This window comes from Trinickia sp. LjRoot230, from assembly GCF_964253315.1.
Taxonomy (GTDB): Bacteria; Pseudomonadota; Gammaproteobacteria; order Burkholderiales; family Burkholderiaceae; genus Trinickia.
On record NZ_CAXUQX020000002.1, the window covers coordinates 1,122,126 to 1,143,010 of the forward strand.

A 20,885-nucleotide genomic window follows, 5' to 3' on the forward strand; every position below is an offset into this window, starting at 1 on the left:
GGTATAGCGTGCGAAACACCGCAGAAACGGCATCGGCCGCCAGAGCGGAACGCGAATCATCAGATAGTCGGCCCTGAACAATTCGTTTTATCGCGCGGATAAGCGAGAGTGGGGCGTAGCGGGAGTAATTGATTCGGTGGGTGGGCGATGTTTTGGGCTTCATGCCGGGCTAACCCGGGGCTTTCGCATGAAGCCCCGATGCGTCTTTGACGTCCCGGCGGCAACCGCGTCGACAATCGCCGCTACCGAGAGTCGAATTGTCGTACTGTCCAAGCGATTTTTTCGACGTCGCCGTCCGAAAGATGCTGATGACATGGGATGGTCAGGATTTCCTGCGCCAAACGCTCAGTAGTAGGAAGTGCGGTGGCTGGCTGGCTATTAAGCCATGCTCGTTGCCGGTGCACGGGGATCGGATAGTGAATTGTTGCTTGAATGTCATGCTCTGCGAGGTGCCGTTGTAGTTGGTCTCGCTTTTTTGATTTCACCACGTAGTGGTAGTAGGAGCTTCCTGTTCTTTGTTTTCCGAGGTCTGCGCCTGTGGCGGTTTCCCCAAGTGCTTCGTTGTAGAAATCTGCGATTTCCTTGCGACGCCGCAGCCAGTGGTCCAAGTGCTCAACTTTGACGTTCAGTGCAGCGGCTTGCAAAGAATCGAGGCGCGAGTTCATGCCAAAGACGACAGACTCATCGCGAACTTGCAGCCCGTGATTACGCGCGCTCCTTGCATATTCCGCGATCTTCGGATTGGTCGTCACGAGAACACCACCATCCCCGAGGCCGCCGAGTGTTTTTAGCGGGTGTAATGAGAAGGCCGAGGCGTCGCTTGACGTACCGACTTGACGGCCGTTAATGGTGGTTCCGATGGCCTGAGCACAATCCTCGATAACAGCCACGCCGTGGGCATTACATAGCGCCACAATCGAATCAATATCTACAGGTCGGCCGCGGAGATGGACAGGTATGACGGCCCGCGTCCGCGTAGTCAGCAGCGGCGCGATCGTATCGACGTTGATCAATTCGTCGTCCCCGACGTCCGCAAGAATTGGCTGGGCGCCGACGGCCACTATCGCTCCGACCGTGGCGACAAATGTGTTTGAACAGGTGATGACATGGTGGCCTGGACCTACTCCCAAGGCTTTCAATGCGAGGAGCAGAGCGTCAGTGCCGGAGTTCATCGATATTGCATAGGCCCCCGCGCAACGCTGCGACATCCATGTTTCGAATCGTGGGACCTCGTCTCCAAGCACGAACTCTCCCGCATTGAAAACCTCGCGCCATCGCTCGAAGATGAGACCAGACAGATCGTGTGCCTGTTCCTGGACGTTATTGCACTTAATCATTTGGTTCTTGCTCCTAGTTTTTGCTTGATAGTGATCGCACTGATTGCGGCTGTTCCGGTCGCGGTAATGACGGCTGCGATAATCAACGTGTGGGAGTAGCCCACAGCGGCACCCACGAGGCCGCCGCCGACATAGATGACTGGATGCGCTCCGCTGGTAATAAACGTGTCGACTGCGACAACCTTCCCGACGTCTTTTTGAGGAGAAAGCGTTTGCATGGCTGTTGCCCAAGCGGTGAGCCATGATGCTTCGACAACTCCCACAAGCACTGCTCCCAACACTGCCATCCAGGCGAATACGCCCATACCCAGCAAAGCCATTGCGCTGCCGAGAAATAGGCCACATATCACTGCGAGTATTCTCAGATGCCGATGGCCTGCGGCGAGTACCGTGATTACGGACCCGATGCACGCGCCGAACCCCGATGCGGCCAGACACATGCCCCACATCGTGTCACTAAAGCGGTCACTGACCGCATACGGAGCGATTACTAAAAAGACAGGGAAACATAGTACGTTCAGAACTAAGGTAGCGACGAAACCTAATAACAATTCGGAGTTGCTAGCGATTATCGTTACACCATTCAATGCATCACGAACCGAGAAATCTTCGTCCGAATCGAGTTTGCCGTCGTCCGGTAATAACGCAGTGAAGAACGCGGCGCCGAAAAAGGTAATTCCGTCGATCAGTACGCCCAAGACCGGGTCCCATAAGATAAAGAGGATGCCGAGTGTGGCCGGAAAAATTATCGCTGCGAGATTATCGAGGAGGTTCATTGCTCCGTTCCCGGCCACTAAGGCTCGGGCGGGCAGCAGATTTACGAGCAGAACTTGCGTGCATGGTCGAGAGACGCCGATGCCGACCCCAAATATCAGATAAGCGAGTATTAAGCTCCATGATGGAGCGCCGAATACGATGAGCGTAGCAACAAGCACTTGCACCACGCCCCTGGCGATGTCTGCCGCTACGAGAACGTGCTTCGGCGATCCGCGGTCTGCCAGCATCCCTCCTGCAACTGCGCCGATGACCGTGCCAACTCCGACCGCTGCCATGACAAATCCAAATATCTCGCCACTGAAGCCTGCATGAATCATGGCGACGGGAAGCGCTGCCAAACAGACTGCGTCGCCAGCCATCGACAGACCTTGGCCAATCAACAATTTTCGGAACGAGGAAAAACGCAACGCATCACGATAGGGCGACATCCGCTCGACGAGTGATGTCATGTGGATTCTCCGCGGCTGTAAACATATCCGTCGAAGCGGCGCTCAATGGCGAATTTGTTCCCGTCGCAATCGATGTCGATCGCACCGTCTGCAGGGATGATGATCTTGAGTCGTTGACCCCGAAAATAAATTGCAAACTGATATGAATTCCAATTTCGTGGCAGCCGCGGTCTGAAATGAAGCTTGTCACCATCGACGCGGAGTCCCGCCAGCCCTTGGACGAGACCTTGCCAGGCACCCGCATATGCGGACAGGTGCAACCCGTTGCTGTAGTCGGCGATTGGCGTGAAGTCCAAGTTATAGCGGCTTGCGCGCGTTATGAAGTCCGCGCATTGCGCTGTCTCGCCGATATCTGCGGCAACCATCGCATGCGGACCGTAGCTAAGCGATGATTCGTGGACCGTTCGTGGCTCATAGAACTTGAACGCGGTCCGCTTGACCTCGTCCGAGAAGTCTTCGGGAAACAGCGACATGAGCAGGACTACGTCGGCTTGCTTTACAACTCTTGAATTGAAGTTCTGTAACGTTTCGGCCGAGCGCCTCTCATTGTCATCTGCAAACTGCGGCCCACCCTTTTTCGCCAACCTAAGTTCCGTCTCGGGAAGCGCCGCATAGCCGTCAAATTCTTCTGGAATTAAAACCCCCCCCACGCTCATCCATGGCAGGTACACATTTTCGCTGATTTCACGCCATCGTGATATTTCACTTTCGTTAGCATCGCGAATAAATCCGCGATCAACCATCAAGAGTGCGAGCTTAAGGCACCATCTAAGGAACATCTGATCTATTGACGTTTTGAACGTTGACGTTCATGCCAGCAATTTTCTGCGAGCTTCGATGATCGATTTCTCCGCCTTTCACGCTACCAATCGAGGCCATATCGGCCCAGAGCGCCGATTTTCCGAGGCAGCGGACGGATTTTTCCCATCAAGCCATCAGCTTTCGCCTCGCCAGATAAAGATTCGTCAGCCCGATCAGCGAGAACACCTGCGCCGCGTTCTTCGCCAGCCCTTTGTAGCGCACCTTCGCGTAGCCAAATTGCCGCTTGATCACCCGAAACACGTGCTCGACCCGGGCCCGGATCGAGGACATCCGGTGATTGAAGCGCTTGTTTGCGCTCGTCAGCGGATACGGCTTGCTGCCCTTGAGCGCAACACCCCAGAACACACCGGCTTCACGCGCCAGACGCTTGAACGCGTTGTTCACGTAGCCCTTGTCGCCGAACACCGCCCGATCGCTCTCTCGCAGCAGCACCGGCAACTCGCTCACGTCCGCCGTGTTGGCCGGCGTCACCGATACCGTATGCACCAGGCCGCTATCGACGTCCGCCCCAACGTGGATCTTCATGCCAAAGAACCACTGGTTCCCCTTCTTCGTCTGATGCATCTCCGGGTCGCGCTGCTTGCCCTCGTTCTTCGTCGACGGCGGCGCATGGATGATCGTCGCGTCTACCATCGTGCCGCCCTTGAGCAGCATGCCCCGTGCTTCCAGCGTCTCGTTGATGACGTTCATCATCTTCGAGGTCAACCCGTGCTGCTCCAGCAGATGTCGGAACTTGAGGATCGTCGTCTCATCGGGCAGCGCATCGTCCGACAGTTCAAGCTGCGCGAACCGGCGCATCGATTCGATCTCGTAGAGCGCGTCTTCCATCGCCGGGTCCGACAACGCGTACCACTGCTGCATGAAGTAAATCCGCAGCATCGTGGCCAACGGCATCGGCGGTCGGCCCCGCCGGCCCGACTTCGGATAATGCGGCTCGATCACCGCCAGCAACGCCGTCCACGGCACCACCGCTTCCATTTCCGTCAGGAAACGCTCCCGGCGCGTCTGTTTCTTCTTTCCATCAAACGCCAGCGAGGCGAACGTGGTTTGTTTCATGGCTCGGAGGTAAGTGGCAATGGCTCAATCTTAACGGCTCGAATAGATCAGATGTTCCCTAAGTAAGTAGTTTGTATAAAAGCTGTTGTTAACATGATAATGATATTCGTCCGGTCCCATTACGCGGTTAACGACATGCGCTTGCTTGCTATCCGACCACTTGAATGCCGATTCTGAAAATCTGGCGCACTCGATAATGATCCTATGTCCACGGGAATTGATATACCCGTCATCACTGGTTGTCATCCAATATCTATATAAGGCGTAACAGATATCCGCAGAGATATGTAGCACCTCGTCAACACTCCACTCCCGGCTCATCTCCGCACCCGGATACGATATAACATAATGGGGTCCGTTTTCGCCGCCGCGGTCGTTTGACGCTTCCGGGAAACGAGCGCCCGAGAATCCGGTGAGCTTTGCAAATTCAATTGCTTTCGCGATATTGTAATATCTATAGTCTATGAGGGCTCGTGCAACGCTCGGATCATTCCAAATCCAAAATATGCATTTATGGAGTTCGGTATCGAAGAATGTCGATCCAGAATGATACGTGCTCGTCAAGCCACGGGCAGGCGAGATGAATCCATGGGCATGGCTACATGAATAAGTGCCATGCTGTAATAATTGGAAAATGGCATAACTCATTCCGATTTCGATCGGGCCGCCATTTGCGTCGATTACGACATTGTAGTGCTCCCATAACGCAGCCCATCGAGCCCGATGCTCATTCTCGGCGATCGACAAATGCGATCGCGGCGGGGGAGGTTTTGATTTGGAAGCATCAGATCTCGAGCGTATCTGCCAGTTTGCGAATAGCTGTTGATGGTCAGCGACGGCGAAGTCGAAGGTTACAGACATTGTGCAGTGACGATCAAAGGAGGTCCAGGCTGTAGCAAAGCTGGCGGAGGACGGCGACCGTTCAATTTGCACATCGTAATGCAATCGATGTTGTTCCGCGGCGACGATAGCGCTTAAACGCTCTCCGGTGTGCTCACATCGCTCAATCTTATAGTTGCGAGCGGTCAGCCACGACGACGTGCCAAGGTACTCATTGACGGCAGACGCGTCGATGCCATAGTCGAGCCGTAGTCGACGGGAAGCAATCCCTTTTTTGTTTGTACGGCGTATGTCTATGACGGTCCAGACTTCCGGTTTGCCATTGGCACCGATGAACTGCCGCGTACTCAACTCGAACGACTGGCCCCCAGTCTGCAGCAACTCAGTACTCGTAACAGCGGCGCTTTCGAGAGACAACGTAATGGTTGCTGTTGTGCCGTCTAGCCGGCGGGCGGGTTCACCTGTGTCGACGTCATAGATCCTCAGAATTCGCGGTGCCGGCAGCGATACGATTTCACGGGAAACGCCAACGCCCGATGCGTACACACCGTGCATAAGTAGTTGCGTTCGCAGAGTCCGTTCCGAAGCGTCCGGTACATATGGGCGTACTCCGACGAGAGCGTTGGCCAACGTCGCGGCACATGATACAAACGCAGAAGATGCCGGATTTAGATCAATCACGGCCTCATTACGCTTTCCACAAGAAATGATCAGCATGAGGGTCCCGACAATGACGCAACGGACCAGTCAAAAGACCGCATGTTTTGCAGATTGTGGTAGCGAGGGTCCGTGAGAACGTCCGCACTATCCTTAAACCATCCCGATTGCCATCGTTCACATATCTCCAGAACTGCGTCCCGAATGGTATAGACGAACTCAAATCCCAATTCGTGTTTTACCAGGCGCGAATCGAGTCTATAGGACCGCACGTCATTGGAAGCTCTCGTTATGATCGGAACGTTTAAGGCAAAGTAGCGATCGACGACGTCTTTTACCTGCATCGCTATTTCGGCCACCGTGTGGTTCTCGTACCCGACGTTGATCGCGCGCCCGCACAGCGGACCAAGAGATTCTCGTTGAACGAGTAATGTGTACAACCGAGATAGGTCACTGACGTGAACATTGGGCCGATACTGATTTCCTCCAAAGACGGTGATTTTTCCGTGAGCAAGCGCGCTTGCAGTCAGGATGTTCACTGTCAGGTCCAACCGCTGTCTCGGTGACCAGCCGCAGACGGTTGCTGCTCTAACCGCGATAGTTTCGAACGATGAGTCGGTAAGGTCGAACAGAATCTTCTCGCCGTCCGCCTTATATCGGTTGTAGTCGGTGACTGGCACGCACCGTTGGTTCTCATCGACCACCGGTTCGTCATTAATTCCGTACACGCTGGCCGAGGAAGCATAGATGAAGCGCCGGCAGCCTACGCGTTTGGCAGCCCTCATGAGATGCGGAAGGCAATCGATGTTTATAGCTCGACTCACTTGCGGGTCCGAATTAAAGCTCGGATCGTTCGCTACGGCAGCAAGATGTATAACAGTCTCAATCCCCAGTAACGAACGATCGACGATCGAGCTGTTGCGGATATCCCCCCTAACCAGTTCTAGCTGAGAGTGATCAACAAATTGATCGAGGCCGTTCAAAAAAAATTGAGCGTCTAGCACCCGGACCGAGTAGCCTGCGGCTAGTAGTTTTGGTACCAAGCGTGCTCCGATATACCCCATTCCACCGGTTACAAGAATTCTTGGGCACTTAGTCATTTGTTGTGTCCTTCACAGAGTCGGTGGTCAGGTAGAGTGACATCGTCGAGTGATGCAACAATGCAGGCGCTCGGATCAGTAGCCGTTGGTTGGGATTTAATGCGACGGATCTGATAGGCACGAATACCGAGACGGCTCGCAATATCCACGGAGTGCGGAGCATCGTCGATAAGTGTCACCGTTTCTATCGCATGCTCGCCAACGAGATAAGAGAATAATGCTTCCCGTGTCTGATCGTGCCGCTGCCTCACCATGGGTTGATGGCTGAGCGACTTTCCCGCAGTGCGCAATGCGGCACGAAACAGCCCCGGTGCATTTTGAGATGCGGTATAGATTCTGACTCGCTGGCGTGATGCTTCGATACGTTCTAAGAATCGCAGAGCGTCATCGAAAAGTTTGGCGTTTGCAGAAAGCCTCAAAAACTCTAATTGCTTGATTTCTGCCAATGTGCTGCTGTATGAGTGATGCATGTCCACTCGCGCGCCGTTTTTTTTCAGTTCAATCAGGCGGGACGCGCCTTCTAACCGAGGCCTTCCTGCTATGCAAGTAACATATTCTTCGTAAGTAAAATCCTCGACTCCCATTTGACGTGCTGCGTAACACCACGCTTCGTAGTGTGGGGTGTCGATGAGTGTTCCATCGAGGTCGAGCAATAGAAGTGTTTGCATTAATAATTCTCGCCAATTATACGCGTTCGGACATAAGGGCTTGTGCAATTCGTGATGTTGAATCCATCACTGCATTGTCCGTAATAATCATGCGTCCTCCAATACTCTCTATGAGTGCTCGCTCCGCAGTAACTCTCGGATCGGCCTTAGAACAATAATCATGACCTTTGAAAAACACATTGGGCCTTAGCGCCGAAATCACATGTTGAGCGGTGGCCGAGTGACTCACGATCACGTGATGGCAGTATCGGATTGCATTAATCAATTCCGCTCGGGTGAGGGCGCTGAATATTGGTCGATCAGGGCCCTTATTGATGAATTCATCTGCCGTAATTGATACAAAAAGGCGATCGACAAGCGAATTGGCCTGGCGTAAATGATGTATGTGTCCGTGGTGGACGATATCGAAACAGCCATGACAAAGCCCTACCACGAGATCATAGCTCTGATAGCTTTTAACAAGGCTCTGCGCTTCCGTAATTTGATGTATGACTGCCATATCAATATTGATTAAAGATAAATTAAGTGCTTCACCATAATGTTGAGATGCTCTGATTTTCCCCAATAGTCTGGTATTTGGCCGATTAACTGAAAGCCATTGCGAATATGAAAATTATATGCGGCTCTTTCATTATCTATGTTGCCGATATCCAGGCAAAGATAGTTTTTTCTAAGGTCTAGTGCAAACTCTTCTACCTTCGCATAAAGTAATGAGGCAACATTCCGCCGGCGATAACTCCGATCGACGACTAGCCAATCAGCCCAAAGAGCTTTCCTTGATGGAATTGGTCCTGGTCCACATCCCATCGTGCCGACGATTACGCCTTCGAAGGTGGCGACGAATCTTGCTTCCTCGTGATGTGAGTTTTCAAGTTATCGAGTGAACTGTGTACACGAAGACTTGACAAGATCTTCTGAAGAGGGAATCTGCGAGATCAATTCAAGCACCGCTGCTGTGTCAAATGAATTAATACGACGGACCACGACGAAATCTCGCTCTTTAGTTGACATGATAATCAATCCTGTTGAGCGCGGAGTCGAGGCGTTCGCATGCGTCGTGGATCATCGTCGGAGTGTGCACCGCAGATAACGTTATTGGCTCAGGACAATAGCTGAGAGGCATTAAGAATCCGTACAGCCCATACTCCGTCGACAGCATGTGAAACAACTTGTGCGCAAATTTCACTGGATATGTTTGTTCGATATCTCGCATCGATCGCGGACGCCCTGTCATACCAATGTGAACGCCGACTCGCCCGCCATAACCGTCAATGTGACACGGGATACCGTGCCTGGCGAAGATCTCGCTCATGTCGCCTTTGATCTGATCCTCGAGGCTCGCGACGTATCTATATGCAGCACCGTCTTCCAGATGGTCCAGAGCGGCTAGCGCAGCCGATACCGATAGGTACCGGCCGGTATTTGTACCGCAGATTTGTACGGGACCACGCGGTGCGATTACATCCATGAACTCTGCTTTGCCGGCGATTCCGGCTATTGGCATTCCACATCCAAATGCTTTGCCATATGTCGCAAGATCGGGGATAACGCTATAATCAGTTTGAGCTCCACCAATATTGGCACGAAATCCGGTTAATACTTCATCAAAGATTAATAATGCGCCGTACTCTGTTGCGAATGTTCGCAAATTCTGAAGAAACCCTTCATCCGGCTTTATGCAACCAATATTCAGTGCCACGGGTTCCAGGATGATTCCTGCGACATCATTGGGGTAAAGCTCAAGCGCTTTCCGAACGGCGCCAAGATCATTCCATGACAATGGTATGGTCAATTGACCGAGTTCGTCCGGGATACCCACGGTACCTGGTACACGCTCCAGTTCGCCACTTTCCAGGAGCGCAACACTGCGCGGAGACGAGTCAACGTTCCAGGTGAGCGTGTCATTTAAACCGTGAAAATGCCCTTCAAATTTCAGAATCAAACGCCTTCCGGTTGCGGCGCGAGCGATTCGAGTCGCATACATGGTGGCTTCTAGGCCAGAATTAACGAGGCGAAGTTTCTCTGCGCAAGGGACTACGCTACAAAAACGGTCACTAAGCAACTGCTAAGCAACTGGTGATTGCCAGTTTCATATTGCTGAAGGAAGCCGCCTGATAGCGCGCGAGTAATGGACTCCCTGATAATGGGACTGTCATGGCCGAGAAAGCACGAGCCCCAACCCATGATATAGTCGTCGCGCCATTCTCCGGATGCGACCTGTATTCGAGCACCGGAAGCGTTGCGAATTTGCGTCGGGCCTACTGTTGCTAAATGATTCCAGCCAGCAAGGACGTTACCCACGCGTGTTTCACCCGTCATCGCCATATCAATTTATCCATATCTTTGGAGGTTGCAGCGTCTTTTCGATCACAATACTTACAGTATAAAATGTGATTTGCATTAAACTCATAAGTTCGCTCATGAATTTGATGATTGATATAAATCAGCCGAATTCTCCTCTAAATTGAGCCGTCGTCACTGATTGGTGAGTAACGCCGACGTTCTGCGGTTGGTTTTTCGTGGAGAGCATTTAAGATCTTCGCAACTCTTCCCGTTGAAAACCAGGAGTGATCGTACGAACTATCGGCGATTGTCAATACGTTTTTTCGTGTTTTAGGACGATCGGAAGTCCATCGCGGAGCAGCAACAGGGTCAGGGCGATCGTAGGTCGTCGGACCGGAGTGCTGGTAGCCTCACGCGACAGGGCTTTCACGTGGAGAAGTGGTTAGGGCGTTGCAGAAAGCGCGCAGATTGACAAGGTGCAGGCAGGTCCGAACACGCCTGGGGCGGAGGGATATTTTGTCCGGCATCGATTGCGCGAGCAGGTCAGCCTGAGGCATCCATTACTACGTCTGCCGATGTGACCATTGGGATCGATCGGGGGCGCCGATGATCTCTTAGTCGGCCAGACCGAATACATTTTGCAAATACGTCGAACAGCAGCTCGACTCAGTGGCGGGTCAAAGCCGCACGGCGCTACGCGAATTCATCGCGTGTACGACGCAGCTTCCGTCGCAAACGCAGAGGCAATTCGCGATATTTGCGTGTCTCCTACGTTCTATCAATATCGCATATAGGAAAAGAGGTGTCGTCTTCGCAAACAATTAGCAACACAGACAGCAATCGCATGCTGTTGCCCGTCCTCTCGATGTCGGTATTCGTCGTCGGCGCAAGCGAGTTCATGCTCGCCGCGATGCTTGATCCGCTCACAGTCGCGTTCGACACCAATTCAGTCGGGGTAGCCTGGTTGATTTCGAGCTACGCGTTTGCGTATGCTGTCGCGGCGCCGTTCCTTGGTTATCTATCGGATCGAATCGATCGGAGCCGTCTCTTGCTGATCGCGCTGCTATCGTTTGCGATCGATGGTGCCGGCATCGCTTTCTCGCCGACGCTCGGCATTGCGATTGCGCTGCGGATTTTCGGCGGTCTCGCGTCTGCCGTTATTATCCCGGCTTCGTTTGCACTGATTTCCGAAGTCGTCCCGCGTGCGCGCCATGCGTCCGCGATGGGTGCCGTCATGCTGGGCATGACCCTCGGTATCGCGCTCGGTCCCGCGACAGCGGGCATGCTGAGCGCATGGGTTGGATGGCGAGCACCGTTCCTGCTGATGTCGACTGGCTGCATTGTCTTGTTTCTGATCGGGACCGCGACGATGCGAACGATGCCGAAACGGCAACCCATCCTTGCAACGCACGAAGCCCGCGGCTTTCGATGGCTCGGCAATCCGAGTATCACGCGTCCACTGCTCGCAAAAGGGCTATGGAACGGAACGGGCGTATCCGCGTTCCTGTTGTCGGGAGAAGTGTTACGACAGCGCTATCAACTCGACGTTAGCCATGTCGGGATCAGCGTGAGCGCATTTGGCATCGGGCTTGGGATCGGCAATGTGTCAGTTGGCAAGTTGCGACGCTTGATCGGCAGCGAGGAACGTTCGCTGATCGTCGTGACGAGCCTGTTGATCGTTTCCGTGATGGCATTCCACCTGCTGTCGCTGCCGCTATTCGGCGCACTCGTCTGCCTCGCCACGTGGGGCGCGGCCCTCGGGGCGAGCGCCCCTTTGGCGACGACGGTATTGGCCGAACGTGCGGGCCGCGACAAGGGCGTGGTTCTGGCATCTGCCGAAACGCTCAACAACGTCGTCATCCTGTCAGTCGTGCCTATCGCATCGGTGATGCCCGCGAGCGGGACGGTCGCTATAGCGACAGCGGTCTTCGCAGTGGGCTTGGGTATTGGCGCTGGGCTGACGCTGTACGACGCTGTCAAGGGCTAGGCTTCCCGCGCCCGCGCCCGCGGCTCGCCGCAAGAGACTACCGCACCGTCCCCAGCGCCTCCCGAACCACCGCAAACATACGTTCGATCTCTTCTTCCTCGATGATGAGCGGTGGCGAGAACGCCAAAATATCTCCCGTATAACGAATCAGCACGCCAGCTTCGAAGCACTTAACGAAGACTTCATAGGCCCGCGCGCCTGGCGCCCCGTCACGGGACTCGAGCTCAACGCCCGCGATAAGGCCCAGATTACGCACATCCTTCACATAAGGCGCATCCGCCAGCGCATGGGCCGCGCGCTCGAACGCCGGGGCAAGCCGATCGGCGCGCGCAAACAGATCCTCGGAGCGATAAAGCGCTTGCGTCGCAATCGCAGCAGCGCATGCAGCCGGGTGCGCCGAATACGTATAGCCGTGAAAGAGTTCGATGGCATTCGGCATGCCGCTTTGAACGATGGCGTCGTGCACGGTGCGGCTGGCCGCTACCGCACCCATCGGCACCGCGGCATTGTTGACCGCCTTCGCGAGCGTAATGAGATCCGGCGTCACCCCAAAATACTCACTGGCCGTCGCCCGTCCAAGCCGGCCGAAACCCGTAATGACCTCATCGAAAATCAGCAGAATGCCGTGTTTCGTACAAATCTCACGCAGCTTTTGCAAATAGCCCTGCGGCGGAATCAGCACACCCGTCGAGCCGGCCACCGGTTCGACGATGACCGCGGCGATCGTCGACGGATCATGCAGCGCGACGATCCGCTCCAGTTCGTCGGCAAGCTGCGCACCCCACGCGGGCTGTCCTTTCGAAAACGCATTGCGCGCCAGATCATGCGTGTGAGGCAGGTGGTCGACGTTGCCAAGCAGCGACCCCGAAAACATCTTGCGATTCGGCGCGATGCCACCCACCGAAATTCCGCCGAAGCCAACACCGTGATAACCGCGCTCGCGGCCAATCAGGCGCGTGCGCTGCCCATCGCCACGCGCGCGATGGTAAGCGAGCGCAATTTTCAACGCGGTATCGACGGCCTCCGAGCCGGAATTCGCGAAGAAGATGCGGTCGAGCCCGGCCGGCATCACGGCGGCCACCTTGGCAGCGGCTTCGAACGCGAGCGGATGGCCCATCTGGAAAGTCGGCGCGAAATCGAGCGAGCCCGCCTGCTGCTGAACCGCGGCGACGATCTCATCGCGACAATGCCCCGCATTGACGCACCAAAGCCCGGCGCAGCCATCGAGCACGTCGCGTCCGTCGCTCGCCTTGTAATACATGCCGCGTGCCGATTCCAACATGCGCGGAGCGGCCTTGAATTGGCGGTTGGCAGTAAACGGCATCCAGAAATTCGATAGATCGTCCGACGCGGGGCGCGAAGTCACGGTGCTTCTCCTGTGGGTGTACGGAAAGGCCGCGACGCTTCATAGCGCGCGACGATGCTTCGACTCTATCGCCCGGCATCCGCCGAAGGACATGCACAGTTTGCTGACCATACTGCCAACTGTGCTGGTAAATTGGCGAAAACCGTATTGGCGAGAGCGAGGAATCACGTGCCGGCAATCATCGAATTCAACCTGGAGCGAGGCCGCGGTGCGCCGACGCTAGTCGAGCAGTTGGTGCGTGCCTTCGTTCAGGCCATCGACTCGCACGCGTTGCGTTCCGGCGCGCGGTTGCCGTCGGTTCGCCAACTGGCGCGCGAGCAGCGGCTCAGCACGTTCACGGTGACCGAGGCCTACGGCCGGCTGGTGTCGATGGGCCTTGTGACGGCACGCCGCGGCTCTGGCTATCGCGTTGCCGTGCGGACGCCGGGCACGCCGCTCGCGATGCCGGCCTGGCAGCCGCCCAGCCTGACGGCCACTTGGCTGCTGTCGGACGTCTATGCCGACCGGTCGGTGCCGATCAAAGCCGGGTGCGGAACCTTGCCGAACGAATGGGTCAACGAGGGCGGGCTGCAGCATGCGCTGCGTGCGCTTGCCCGGGTGCCGGCCGCGCGGCATGCCGATTACGGTCACCCGTACGGCTTCGCGCCGCTGCGCGAGCGTATCGCGGAACATATGGACCACCTCGGTCTGCCGGCCGGCCTCGAAAACGTCCTGCTCACGCAAGGTGCGACTCAGGCGCTCGATTTGATCGTCCGCACGTTGCTGCGGCCAGGTGACGCCGTCGTGGTGGAAGATCCGGGCTATTGCAATTTGCTGCAGATTCTCAAGCTCGCCGGGCTCGTGGCCCACGGCGTGCCACGCACGCCTTCCGGCATAGACATCGCAGCACTAGAGACGCTGGTGGCAACAGCGCGGCCGAAAGCGATCTTCATCAATACCGCACTGCAAAATCCCACCGGCGCGAGTTTTTCGATGGCATCGGCGTTCCGGCTCGTGCAAATTGCCGAGCGCGCAGGCGCTTGGATTATCGAGGACGACGTAAGCCGTGAACTCGCGCCGGCGACCGTGCCGCTCATTGCCGCGCTGGAAGGGTTGCAGCGCGCGCTCTATGTCGGCGGGTTTTCGAAGACGATCACGCCCGCACTGCGTTGCGGCTATGTGCTCGGACAGCGCGACGTGCTGCGTGAACTGGCGCGCAGCAAAATGGCGGTTGGCCTTACGTCGTCGGAAACGATCGAGCGGATCGTCGACAAAGTGCTTGTCGAAGGGCATTACGCACGGCATGTCGAGCGTATCGACGAGCGCTTGAAGGAAGCGCACGTGACGGTCGAGGCGCAGATGGACGAGCTGCGCCTCGAGGTGTTTCACCGTCCGCGCGCCGGTTTGTTCCTATGGGCGCGCCTGCCGATCGAAGCCGAGCGTGCGTCCGAGATCGCGACTGCCGCGCTGAGCGAAGGAATCTGGCTCGCGCCGGGGTCGTACTTCCGGCCGGACGACCTGCCGAGCGCCTGGTTCCGGTTCAACGTCCCATATTCGACGGACGAACGGCTGTGGCGATTTTTACGGCACGTGGTGTGACGAATGCGGATTTCACCGGAAGCCGCGTAGTCCAATGCGAAGCGGTGCGAGGGGTGGCGAAGCTTCGGGGACGCAGGTATGCGTCTCGGTTGCACAATAACGCCGTCGAGCGACTGTGTCTGTCGCTTGCTGTTTAGAACGAGCGAGGTTTCGCCTATGTCATCCCTCATTAACGGCCGCTACAAAGATCCGTTTGCTACGCCTGAACCGCCTTCCGCGCAGCAGGGCTCGCCCTCCGCGCCGGCCGACCTGTCCGCGCCGGCGCGACCAGCGCAGCCATCGGCGACGGTTGCCGGTTTGCCTGGTCCTTGGGCCGGCAGCAAATCTCCTCAGGCCGACGAGCCACGGGACAGGGCCTTGTTACGGCAATACTTCCAGCCTTCGATAGGCAGCGGTGGTTCGAGCGCGGCACTGGAAAGCATTGATGGCCCGCGTCTTAGCCCCGCTCAGCGCTTCGACGCCGAAAGGCGTCTGGCACGCGCCCTGGGCGACCTCGACGCGGTGATTAAGAGCCTCATGAGCGGGTTCGATCGCAATGGCACCACCGACGTTTTATATCTGCGAGACTACGCCGAACGACTAAAACCCCAACGCTTGAAGCGCGAGGCAGCCATTGAGCAAGCATTGGATGCCGCGCCGGACGTACCGGCGCAGGACATCGCAGCACGGCTCGGCTATACCGACCCCCACGACGTCGCCTTCATCGAGGGCATGCGAAACCGCGACGCAGCGGGATAAAAGAAAAGATCGAGTGTCGTTGTCGATTTCGGCAGCCCCCGTTCGTCGTAGAGACGAAGCCGAGGAAAGCGAAGCTGCGCTGCCGCAGGCCTCAAGTACTACGAAAATTCAACTGGAGCCTAACTATGTCGACATCTACCGTCAAAGCCATTCCCGAGGGCTTTCATTCGGTCACGCCGTACCTCGTTTGTGCGGGTGCAGCGGATGCAATCGAGTTTTACACGAAGGCGTTCGGTGCCACCGAACTGATGCGCGTGCCGAGTCCCAACGGCAAAATCATGCACGCGCAGATAAAGATTGGTAATTCGATCCTCATGCTGAGCGACGAATCGCCGGAGTGCAGCTCGCTAGGGCCGAAGGCGCTGAATGGCACGCCGGTCAGCCTTTACATTTACGTGGAAGATGCGGACCGCGCGTTCGAACAGGCCGTGTCGGCCGGCGCGACCGTGGTCTCGCCGATGGCCGACATGTTCTGGGGCGACCGCTGGGGTCATCTCACGGACCCGTTTGGGCATGCTTGGCACCTTGCGACGCACATCCGCGATGTCGATCACGCTGACATCCCGCGCGCGATGCAAGAGGCGTCGGCTACCCAAGCTGATAACGCTTAACAGCGCCTTCATTCCACCGTTTCGAGCGTCTGGGGCGCATCGCTGCACACGCGCCGCAACGAGGCGCGCAGCCAGCGGTGCGCGCAATCTGCCTCGAAGCGCGGATGCCAGATCTGCGAGATCGTGATATCGGGCGTCGCGACGGGCAGGCGGAACGTATGCATGCCGTCGCGCGCATGTTCGGTCTGCCGCTCGGGCACGTTCGCGACCAGATCGGTTGAGCGCGCAAGCGCCAGCGCGTCAGGAAAGCTTGGCACGATCACGCTGACCGTGCGGCTCACGGCGAATTCGCGCAGTGCTTCGTCAATCGGCCCGAGCGCGTGCCCTCGACGCGATACGCTGATATGCCGATAAGCGGCGTAGCGTACCGCGCTCACCTCGCCCTCGGCGAGTGGATGTCCGCGCCGCACGACACCGATGAAGCGATCCCGAAAGAGCGCTTGAATGCGCAATTCGGGCGCCATATGGCTGACCACGCCGACTTCAAGATCGGCCACCCCATCACGTAGCATCGCCCCGCTTTTGTCCGGCTTCGCGGCGAAACGCAAGCACACGTGCGGCGCTTCGTTTTCCAGTAGCTCCGCGATGCGGGCGCCATAACGCTCGATGAAACCGTCGTTAGCGCGAATCGTAAAGGTGCGTTTGAGCGACGCGAGGTCCAGGTGCATCGACGGCTGCAAGACGTTTTGCGCATCGGTGACCACCGCGTGTACCTTGCCGCGCAACTCGAGCGCAAGCGGCGTCGGGACGAGGCAATGGCCGGCGCGCACGAGCAACTGGTCGCCCGTCATCGTGCGCAGCTTCGCCAACGCACGACTCATCGCAGACGGACTCAACTCCAGGCGCTGGGCGGCACGCGCGACACTCTGCTCAGTCAGCAGTACGTCCAACACAACGAGCATATTCAGATCGATTGTGGATGTCATGGCGAAAACCGGTTGGTACGCCGTGCATGGCGCTGTAATCATGAATATAGTGCGCGCCACGCATCTTCCGCACTGCGGCAACTACGATTATGCTGATTACAATCCGAAAAGCGGCGTGAGAACGTTTTTAGTTTTTTCGCGGCCGGATATGATCAACACGGGATATGGACGCTCGAGCGAAAAAAGCCGATCGATAATTCAGGCCTCGAACAAATTGCAGACTCCGATCCCCTTGCTTTTTCTCCTTCCGGGCACCGGTAAATTTTCTAGGCAACCGTGCTAATGAGCCGGTGCGGACGGTGAATGTGATGTGTAACGTGTGACTTGGCAGTGATTGCTTTCTTTTGCGGAGCAAAAAATGGAGCAACTGATTAAGCGCGACGGATATGTGCCGCCGCTTCCGCTGCGGGGCGACCCTAAGAGCGTAGCCCAGCTTAGCGAACGCGAATGCGAGGTTTTGCGTTGGGCTGCGGCGGGGAAGACATCGTGTGAGATCGGCATGATTCTCGGCGTGACCGAGCGGACGATCAATTTTCACGTCGCCAGCGCAATTTCGAAGTTGAATGCATCGAACAAAACGCATGCCGCCGTGAAGGCCGTCGTGCTCGGTATTATTGGGTTCAACTGACGCCGAATCTATCGGCGAAGCGGCCCCCCAATACGGGGCCGTCCTCGATTCCGCGGATTGGCCACGCAAGACGTTCAGAGCGCGCCCTGGAAGCGTTCCACCTTCGCTTTGAATTCTTCTGGAACCGGTAGCGACGCATTATTCGAATAGTCGAACATTACATGCGTCGAATAACCTTTTGCGACAATCGCATTTCCGTTGTTGTCCAGCATCATCAGATATTCCAGGTCAAAGCTCTTCGAACCGAAGCGGGTCACGCTGCTGCAAATCTTTAAGCGGTCGCCATAATGTGCCGGCCTGATGTATTCGCACGCTGTTTTTACCATAATGTGCGGCAGCTTTTCAGTGGGCGGCATATCGAGCAGCGCGTGCATGAAACTCAGATAGGCGTGTTGCAGGTAGTCGTAATAGACGGCGCTGCCGACATGCCCCATTGCATCAACCTCGCGGTACTTGACTTCAATCGGCGTTTCAAAACATCTCTTTGTCATTGCATGTCTCCAATGCGATGAGGAAATTGCATCCGTCGCGATCAACGGCGCACAAACTATAAATTTCTTTGTCGCCGAATAAACTGCGAGAACTGTCAGTCGAGCGTCTTTTCTGGAAGAACTGCCAGTTTCCGCCGTGTCTGCGCTCCGTTCTAATGCGTCCCATCCAATCGGATACAACGCTAAACAAAGGAGACAGACATGGATCATGTGGTCCAAGAATCATCGGCTCCCCCATCAGCCTCTCGCTTGCCAAGCGCCGCGCAATTGCGTGCGTGCTTCCCGCTCGACGGCCCGGCGCGCGCGTTGGTGCAGCGCACGCGCGCCTCGCTTGCGCGCATCGTGTGCCGTCAAGACGCGCGCATCGCGCTGATCGTCGGCCCCTGCTCGATTCACGACCGTGCCGCCGCGCTCGATTACGCGCAACGCCTCGCACCGCTGCGCGCGGCGCACCGCGATGCGCTCGAAATCGTCATGCGCGTCTATTTCGAAAAGCCTCGCACCACGGTCGGCTGGAAGGGCTGGATCAACGATCCTCGCATCGACGGCAGCTATCGCATCGACGAGGGGCTGCGCGAAGCGCGCCGCTTGCTGATCGACATTCACGCCCTCGGCTTACCCGCGGCCACCGAGTTTCTCGACCTGATGACAGTGCGCTATTTCGACGATCTGATCTCCTGGGCGGCCATCGGGGCACGTACGACCGAGTCGCCGATTCACCGTCAGGCCGCGTCGGGCCTCGGCCTGCCCGTTGGTTTCAAGAACGGCACCGATGGCAGCGCGCGCATCGCAATCGATGCGCTGGCCGCGGCGCGTGCGCCGCACCGGTATCTGACGGTTTCTCTCGATGGCGTGGTCGAAGCGGTGACGAGCCCCGGCAACCCGGCCGCGCACGTGGTGCTGCGTGGCGGCAAGCAGCCGAATTACGACGAAGCGAGCCTCGACGTGGTGTGTGCGGAACTGCAGCGCGCGGGGATGCCGCCGAGCGTCGTTGTCGATGCCAGCCATGGCAATAGCGGCAAAGTTGCCCGCGCCCAAATCGGCGTGTGCCTGGACCTGGCGGCGCGTATCGCGGCAGGCGAGCAACGCTTGGCGGGCGTGATGATCGAATCCCATCTCGTGCACGGGCGCCAGGATCCCGCCGCTGGCGTGCCGCTCGTCTACGGTCAAAGCATTACCGACGAATGCCTCGGTTGGCACGATACCGCCGAGCTTATTCATCTGCTTGCCGGGGCGGTACGCGCGCGGCGACGCACCGCGCTTTACCACAGCACGTTGGCGCATGCGGACCAATGAAACGAGGAGAATGACTTGAACCGATCGATCGAATTACCTATCAAGCTCGACTGGAAAGGCGCAGGCGCGAGCCGCACACCGTTCGCTGCGTACACGAGCGAGGCGCTTTATCAGCGCGAACTCCAACGGCTCTTTTACCGCGGGCACTGGTGCTACATCGGTCTCGAAGCTGAGATTGAGAACACCGGTGACTTTCAGCGCACCGAAGTCGGCGAACGCTCGGTGCTGATGACGCGAACGCCCGAAGGCGAAGTTGCCGTCTTCGAGAATGCATGCGCGCATCGCGGCATGCAATTTTGTCGCGAACGTTCCGGTAACGCGGAGGATTTTCACTGCCCTTACCATCAGTGGAACTACGACCTATGCGGCAATCTTATTGGCGTGCCATTTCGTCGCGGTGTGCGCCAAGGCGGCCGCGTCAACGGCGGCATGCCGGCCGATTTCGATCCGAAGGAACATGGCTTGCGGCGTCTGCGCGTTTCGACGCGTGGCGGTGCGGTATTCGCCTCGTTCGACCACGATGTCGAGTCGTTTGAAGACTTCCTTGGTCCGCAAATTCTCGGCTATTACGATCGTCTCTTTCACGGCCCCAAGCTCAAGGTGCTCGGCTACACGCGCCAGCGCATTCCGAGCAACTGGAAGCTGATGCAAGAAAACATCAAGGACCCGTATCACGCTGGGTTGCTGCATACGTGGTTCGTCAACTTCGGGCTTTGGCGAGCAGACAATCCGGCTCAGCTCGTCACCGACGCGCATCACCGTCATGGCGCGATGATTTCGATTCGCAGCGGCGGTGGCGGCGGTGAGGTCACGCAAAACGTGACGAGCTTCAAAGAGCGAATGACGCTGAACGACGACCGCTTTCTCGATGTGGTGCATGAGCCGTGGTGGGGCGAGCCCACCGTCGTGATGCTGACGCTGATGCCGAGCGTGATCATCCAGCAGCAGGTCAATGCGCTATCGACGCGGCGCATTCGCCCGATCGGCCCTGGCGTGTTCGATTACGTCTGGACGCATTTCGGCTTCGAGACCGACGACGCCGAGATGACGCGCCGGCGCCTGCGTCAGGCGAATCTGTTCGGCCCGGCTGGGTTTGTCTCGGCTGACGATGGCGAAGTCATCGAATGCGTGCAACAGAGCTTCGACGCGGTTCGAGAGGGGCATGTCTATAACGAGCTGGGCGGACGACAAGTCGACGAGCGCACCGATCACATGGTCAGCGAAACGCTCGTGCGCGGCATGTATGAATACTGGCGTCAAGTCATGGAGGCATGA

19 protein-coding genes and 1 pseudogene are annotated in these 20,885 nt (G+C 57.0%); 7 read left to right on the top strand and 13 right to left on the bottom strand.

Going from position 1 to position 20,885, the window contains the following annotated elements; all coding sequences use genetic code 11:
• Positions 1 to 242: 242 nt before the first annotated feature.
• The 10 genes and pseudogenes from ACSQ20_RS24070 to ACSQ20_RS24115 all read right to left on the bottom strand — a co-directional run bounded on the left by ACSQ20_RS24070 (position 243) and on the right by ACSQ20_RS24115 (position 9,768).
• On the bottom strand, positions 243 to 1,337 hold the full coding sequence (locus tag ACSQ20_RS24070; RefSeq protein ID WP_436024914.1) for a DegT/DnrJ/EryC1/StrS family aminotransferase: 1,095 nt from the start codon (positions 1,335 to 1,337) through the stop codon (positions 243 to 245).
• Positions 1,334 to 2,563, bottom strand: coding sequence for an MFS transporter (locus tag ACSQ20_RS24075; protein WP_436024916.1), 1,230 nt, complete (start codon positions 2,561 to 2,563; stop codon positions 1,334 to 1,336). Before ACSQ20_RS24075 ends, ACSQ20_RS24070 begins: the two co-directional genes overlap by 4 nt.
• The gene (locus ACSQ20_RS24080; RefSeq protein WP_436024918.1) at positions 2,560 to 3,342 is read right to left on the bottom strand and encodes a glycosyl hydrolase family 65 protein; all 783 of its coding nucleotides are present in this window, start codon (positions 3,340 to 3,342) and stop codon (positions 2,560 to 2,562) included. Before ACSQ20_RS24080 ends, ACSQ20_RS24075 begins: the two co-directional genes overlap by 4 nt.
• A 148-nt stretch (positions 3,343 to 3,490) precedes the next feature.
• Complete coding sequence (locus tag ACSQ20_RS24085) at positions 3,491 to 4,441, bottom strand: IS5 family transposase (RefSeq protein ID WP_436018149.1); 951 nt, start codon at positions 4,439 to 4,441, stop codon at positions 3,491 to 3,493.
• 30 nt (positions 4,442 to 4,471) lie between these two features.
• Complete coding sequence (locus ACSQ20_RS24090) at positions 4,472 to 5,998, bottom strand: hypothetical protein (protein WP_436024920.1); 1,527 nt, start codon at positions 5,996 to 5,998, stop codon at positions 4,472 to 4,474.
• Positions 5,992 to 7,038, bottom strand: a complete 1,047-nt coding sequence (locus ACSQ20_RS24095) for an NAD-dependent epimerase/dehydratase family protein (RefSeq protein WP_436024922.1) — start codon at positions 7,036 to 7,038, stop codon at positions 5,992 to 5,994. Before ACSQ20_RS24095 ends, ACSQ20_RS24090 begins: the two co-directional genes overlap by 7 nt.
• A complete protein-coding gene (locus ACSQ20_RS24100) occupies positions 7,035 to 7,706 on the bottom strand; it encodes a hypothetical protein (RefSeq protein ID WP_436024924.1) in 672 nt (223 codons plus the stop codon). Before ACSQ20_RS24100 ends, ACSQ20_RS24095 begins: the two co-directional genes overlap by 4 nt.
• Positions 7,707 to 7,722: 16 nt before the next feature.
• Complete coding sequence (locus tag ACSQ20_RS24105; protein WP_436024926.1) at positions 7,723 to 8,205, bottom strand: adenylyltransferase/cytidyltransferase family protein; 483 nt, start codon at positions 8,203 to 8,205, stop codon at positions 7,723 to 7,725.
• An 11-nt stretch (positions 8,206 to 8,216) separates the two neighbouring features.
• A pseudogene (locus ACSQ20_RS24110) lies at positions 8,217 to 8,555 on the bottom strand (GNAT family N-acetyltransferase); the annotation flags it as partial.
• 151 nt (positions 8,556 to 8,706) lie between these two features.
• Positions 8,707 to 9,768: an aspartate aminotransferase family protein gene (locus ACSQ20_RS24115; RefSeq protein ID WP_436024928.1), complete on the bottom strand. Its 1,062-nt coding sequence runs from the start codon at positions 9,766 to 9,768 to the stop codon at positions 8,707 to 8,709.
• Between the two features lie 1,065 nt (positions 9,769 to 10,833).
• Here ACSQ20_RS24115 and ACSQ20_RS24120 point away from each other — a divergent pair.
• The gene (locus ACSQ20_RS24120; RefSeq protein WP_436024930.1) at positions 10,834 to 11,976 is read left to right on the top strand and encodes an MFS transporter; all 1,143 of its coding nucleotides are present in this window, start codon (positions 10,834 to 10,836) and stop codon (positions 11,974 to 11,976) included.
• A 37-nt stretch (positions 11,977 to 12,013) separates the two neighbouring features.
• Here the strand turns inward: ACSQ20_RS24120 and ACSQ20_RS24125 are convergent, their stop codons facing one another.
• Positions 12,014 to 13,342: an aspartate aminotransferase family protein gene (locus ACSQ20_RS24125; RefSeq protein WP_436024932.1), complete on the bottom strand. Its 1,329-nt coding sequence runs from the start codon at positions 13,340 to 13,342 to the stop codon at positions 12,014 to 12,016.
• Between the two features lie 177 nt (positions 13,343 to 13,519).
• Between ACSQ20_RS24125 and ACSQ20_RS24130 the strand changes: the two genes are divergently transcribed.
• The 3 genes from ACSQ20_RS24130 (at position 13,520) to ACSQ20_RS24140 (ending at position 16,269) form a co-directional block, all read left to right on the top strand.
• Positions 13,520 to 14,920: a PLP-dependent aminotransferase family protein gene (locus tag ACSQ20_RS24130; protein WP_436025873.1), complete on the top strand. Its 1,401-nt coding sequence runs from the start codon at positions 13,520 to 13,522 to the stop codon at positions 14,918 to 14,920.
• A 156-nt stretch (positions 14,921 to 15,076) separates the two neighbouring features.
• Positions 15,077 to 15,658 (top strand): hypothetical protein, encoded by a 582-nt coding sequence (locus tag ACSQ20_RS24135; RefSeq protein ID WP_436024934.1) that lies wholly within the window; start codon positions 15,077 to 15,079, stop codon positions 15,656 to 15,658.
• 125 nt (positions 15,659 to 15,783) lie between these two features.
• On the top strand, positions 15,784 to 16,269 hold the full coding sequence (locus tag ACSQ20_RS24140) for a VOC family protein (protein WP_436024936.1): 486 nt from the start codon (positions 15,784 to 15,786) through the stop codon (positions 16,267 to 16,269).
• A gap of 8 nt (positions 16,270 to 16,277) precedes the next feature.
• Here the strand turns inward: ACSQ20_RS24140 and ACSQ20_RS24145 are convergent, their stop codons facing one another.
• Positions 16,278 to 17,195, bottom strand: a complete 918-nt coding sequence (locus tag ACSQ20_RS24145; RefSeq protein ID WP_436024938.1) for a LysR family transcriptional regulator — start codon at positions 17,193 to 17,195, stop codon at positions 16,278 to 16,280.
• A 358-nt stretch (positions 17,196 to 17,553) separates the two neighbouring features.
• Here ACSQ20_RS24145 and ACSQ20_RS24150 point away from each other — a divergent pair, with 358 nt between their 5' ends.
• Positions 17,554 to 17,823: a helix-turn-helix domain-containing protein gene (locus ACSQ20_RS24150; RefSeq protein WP_436024940.1), complete on the top strand. Its 270-nt coding sequence runs from the start codon at positions 17,554 to 17,556 to the stop codon at positions 17,821 to 17,823.
• Between the two features lie 74 nt (positions 17,824 to 17,897).
• Here ACSQ20_RS24150 and ACSQ20_RS24155 read toward each other — a convergent pair whose 3' ends face one another.
• A complete protein-coding gene (locus ACSQ20_RS24155; RefSeq protein ID WP_436024942.1) occupies positions 17,898 to 18,314 on the bottom strand; it encodes an acyl-CoA thioesterase in 417 nt (138 codons plus the stop codon).
• 201 nt (positions 18,315 to 18,515) lie between these two features.
• Between ACSQ20_RS24155 and ACSQ20_RS24160 the strand changes: the two genes are divergently transcribed.
• Positions 18,516 to 19,610, top strand: coding sequence for a 3-deoxy-7-phosphoheptulonate synthase (locus tag ACSQ20_RS24160; protein WP_436024944.1), 1,095 nt, complete (start codon positions 18,516 to 18,518; stop codon positions 19,608 to 19,610).
• Positions 19,611 to 19,625: 15 nt separating this feature from the next.
• Positions 19,626 to 20,885: an SRPBCC family protein gene (locus tag ACSQ20_RS24165; protein WP_436024946.1), complete on the top strand. Its 1,260-nt coding sequence runs from the start codon at positions 19,626 to 19,628 to the stop codon at positions 20,883 to 20,885.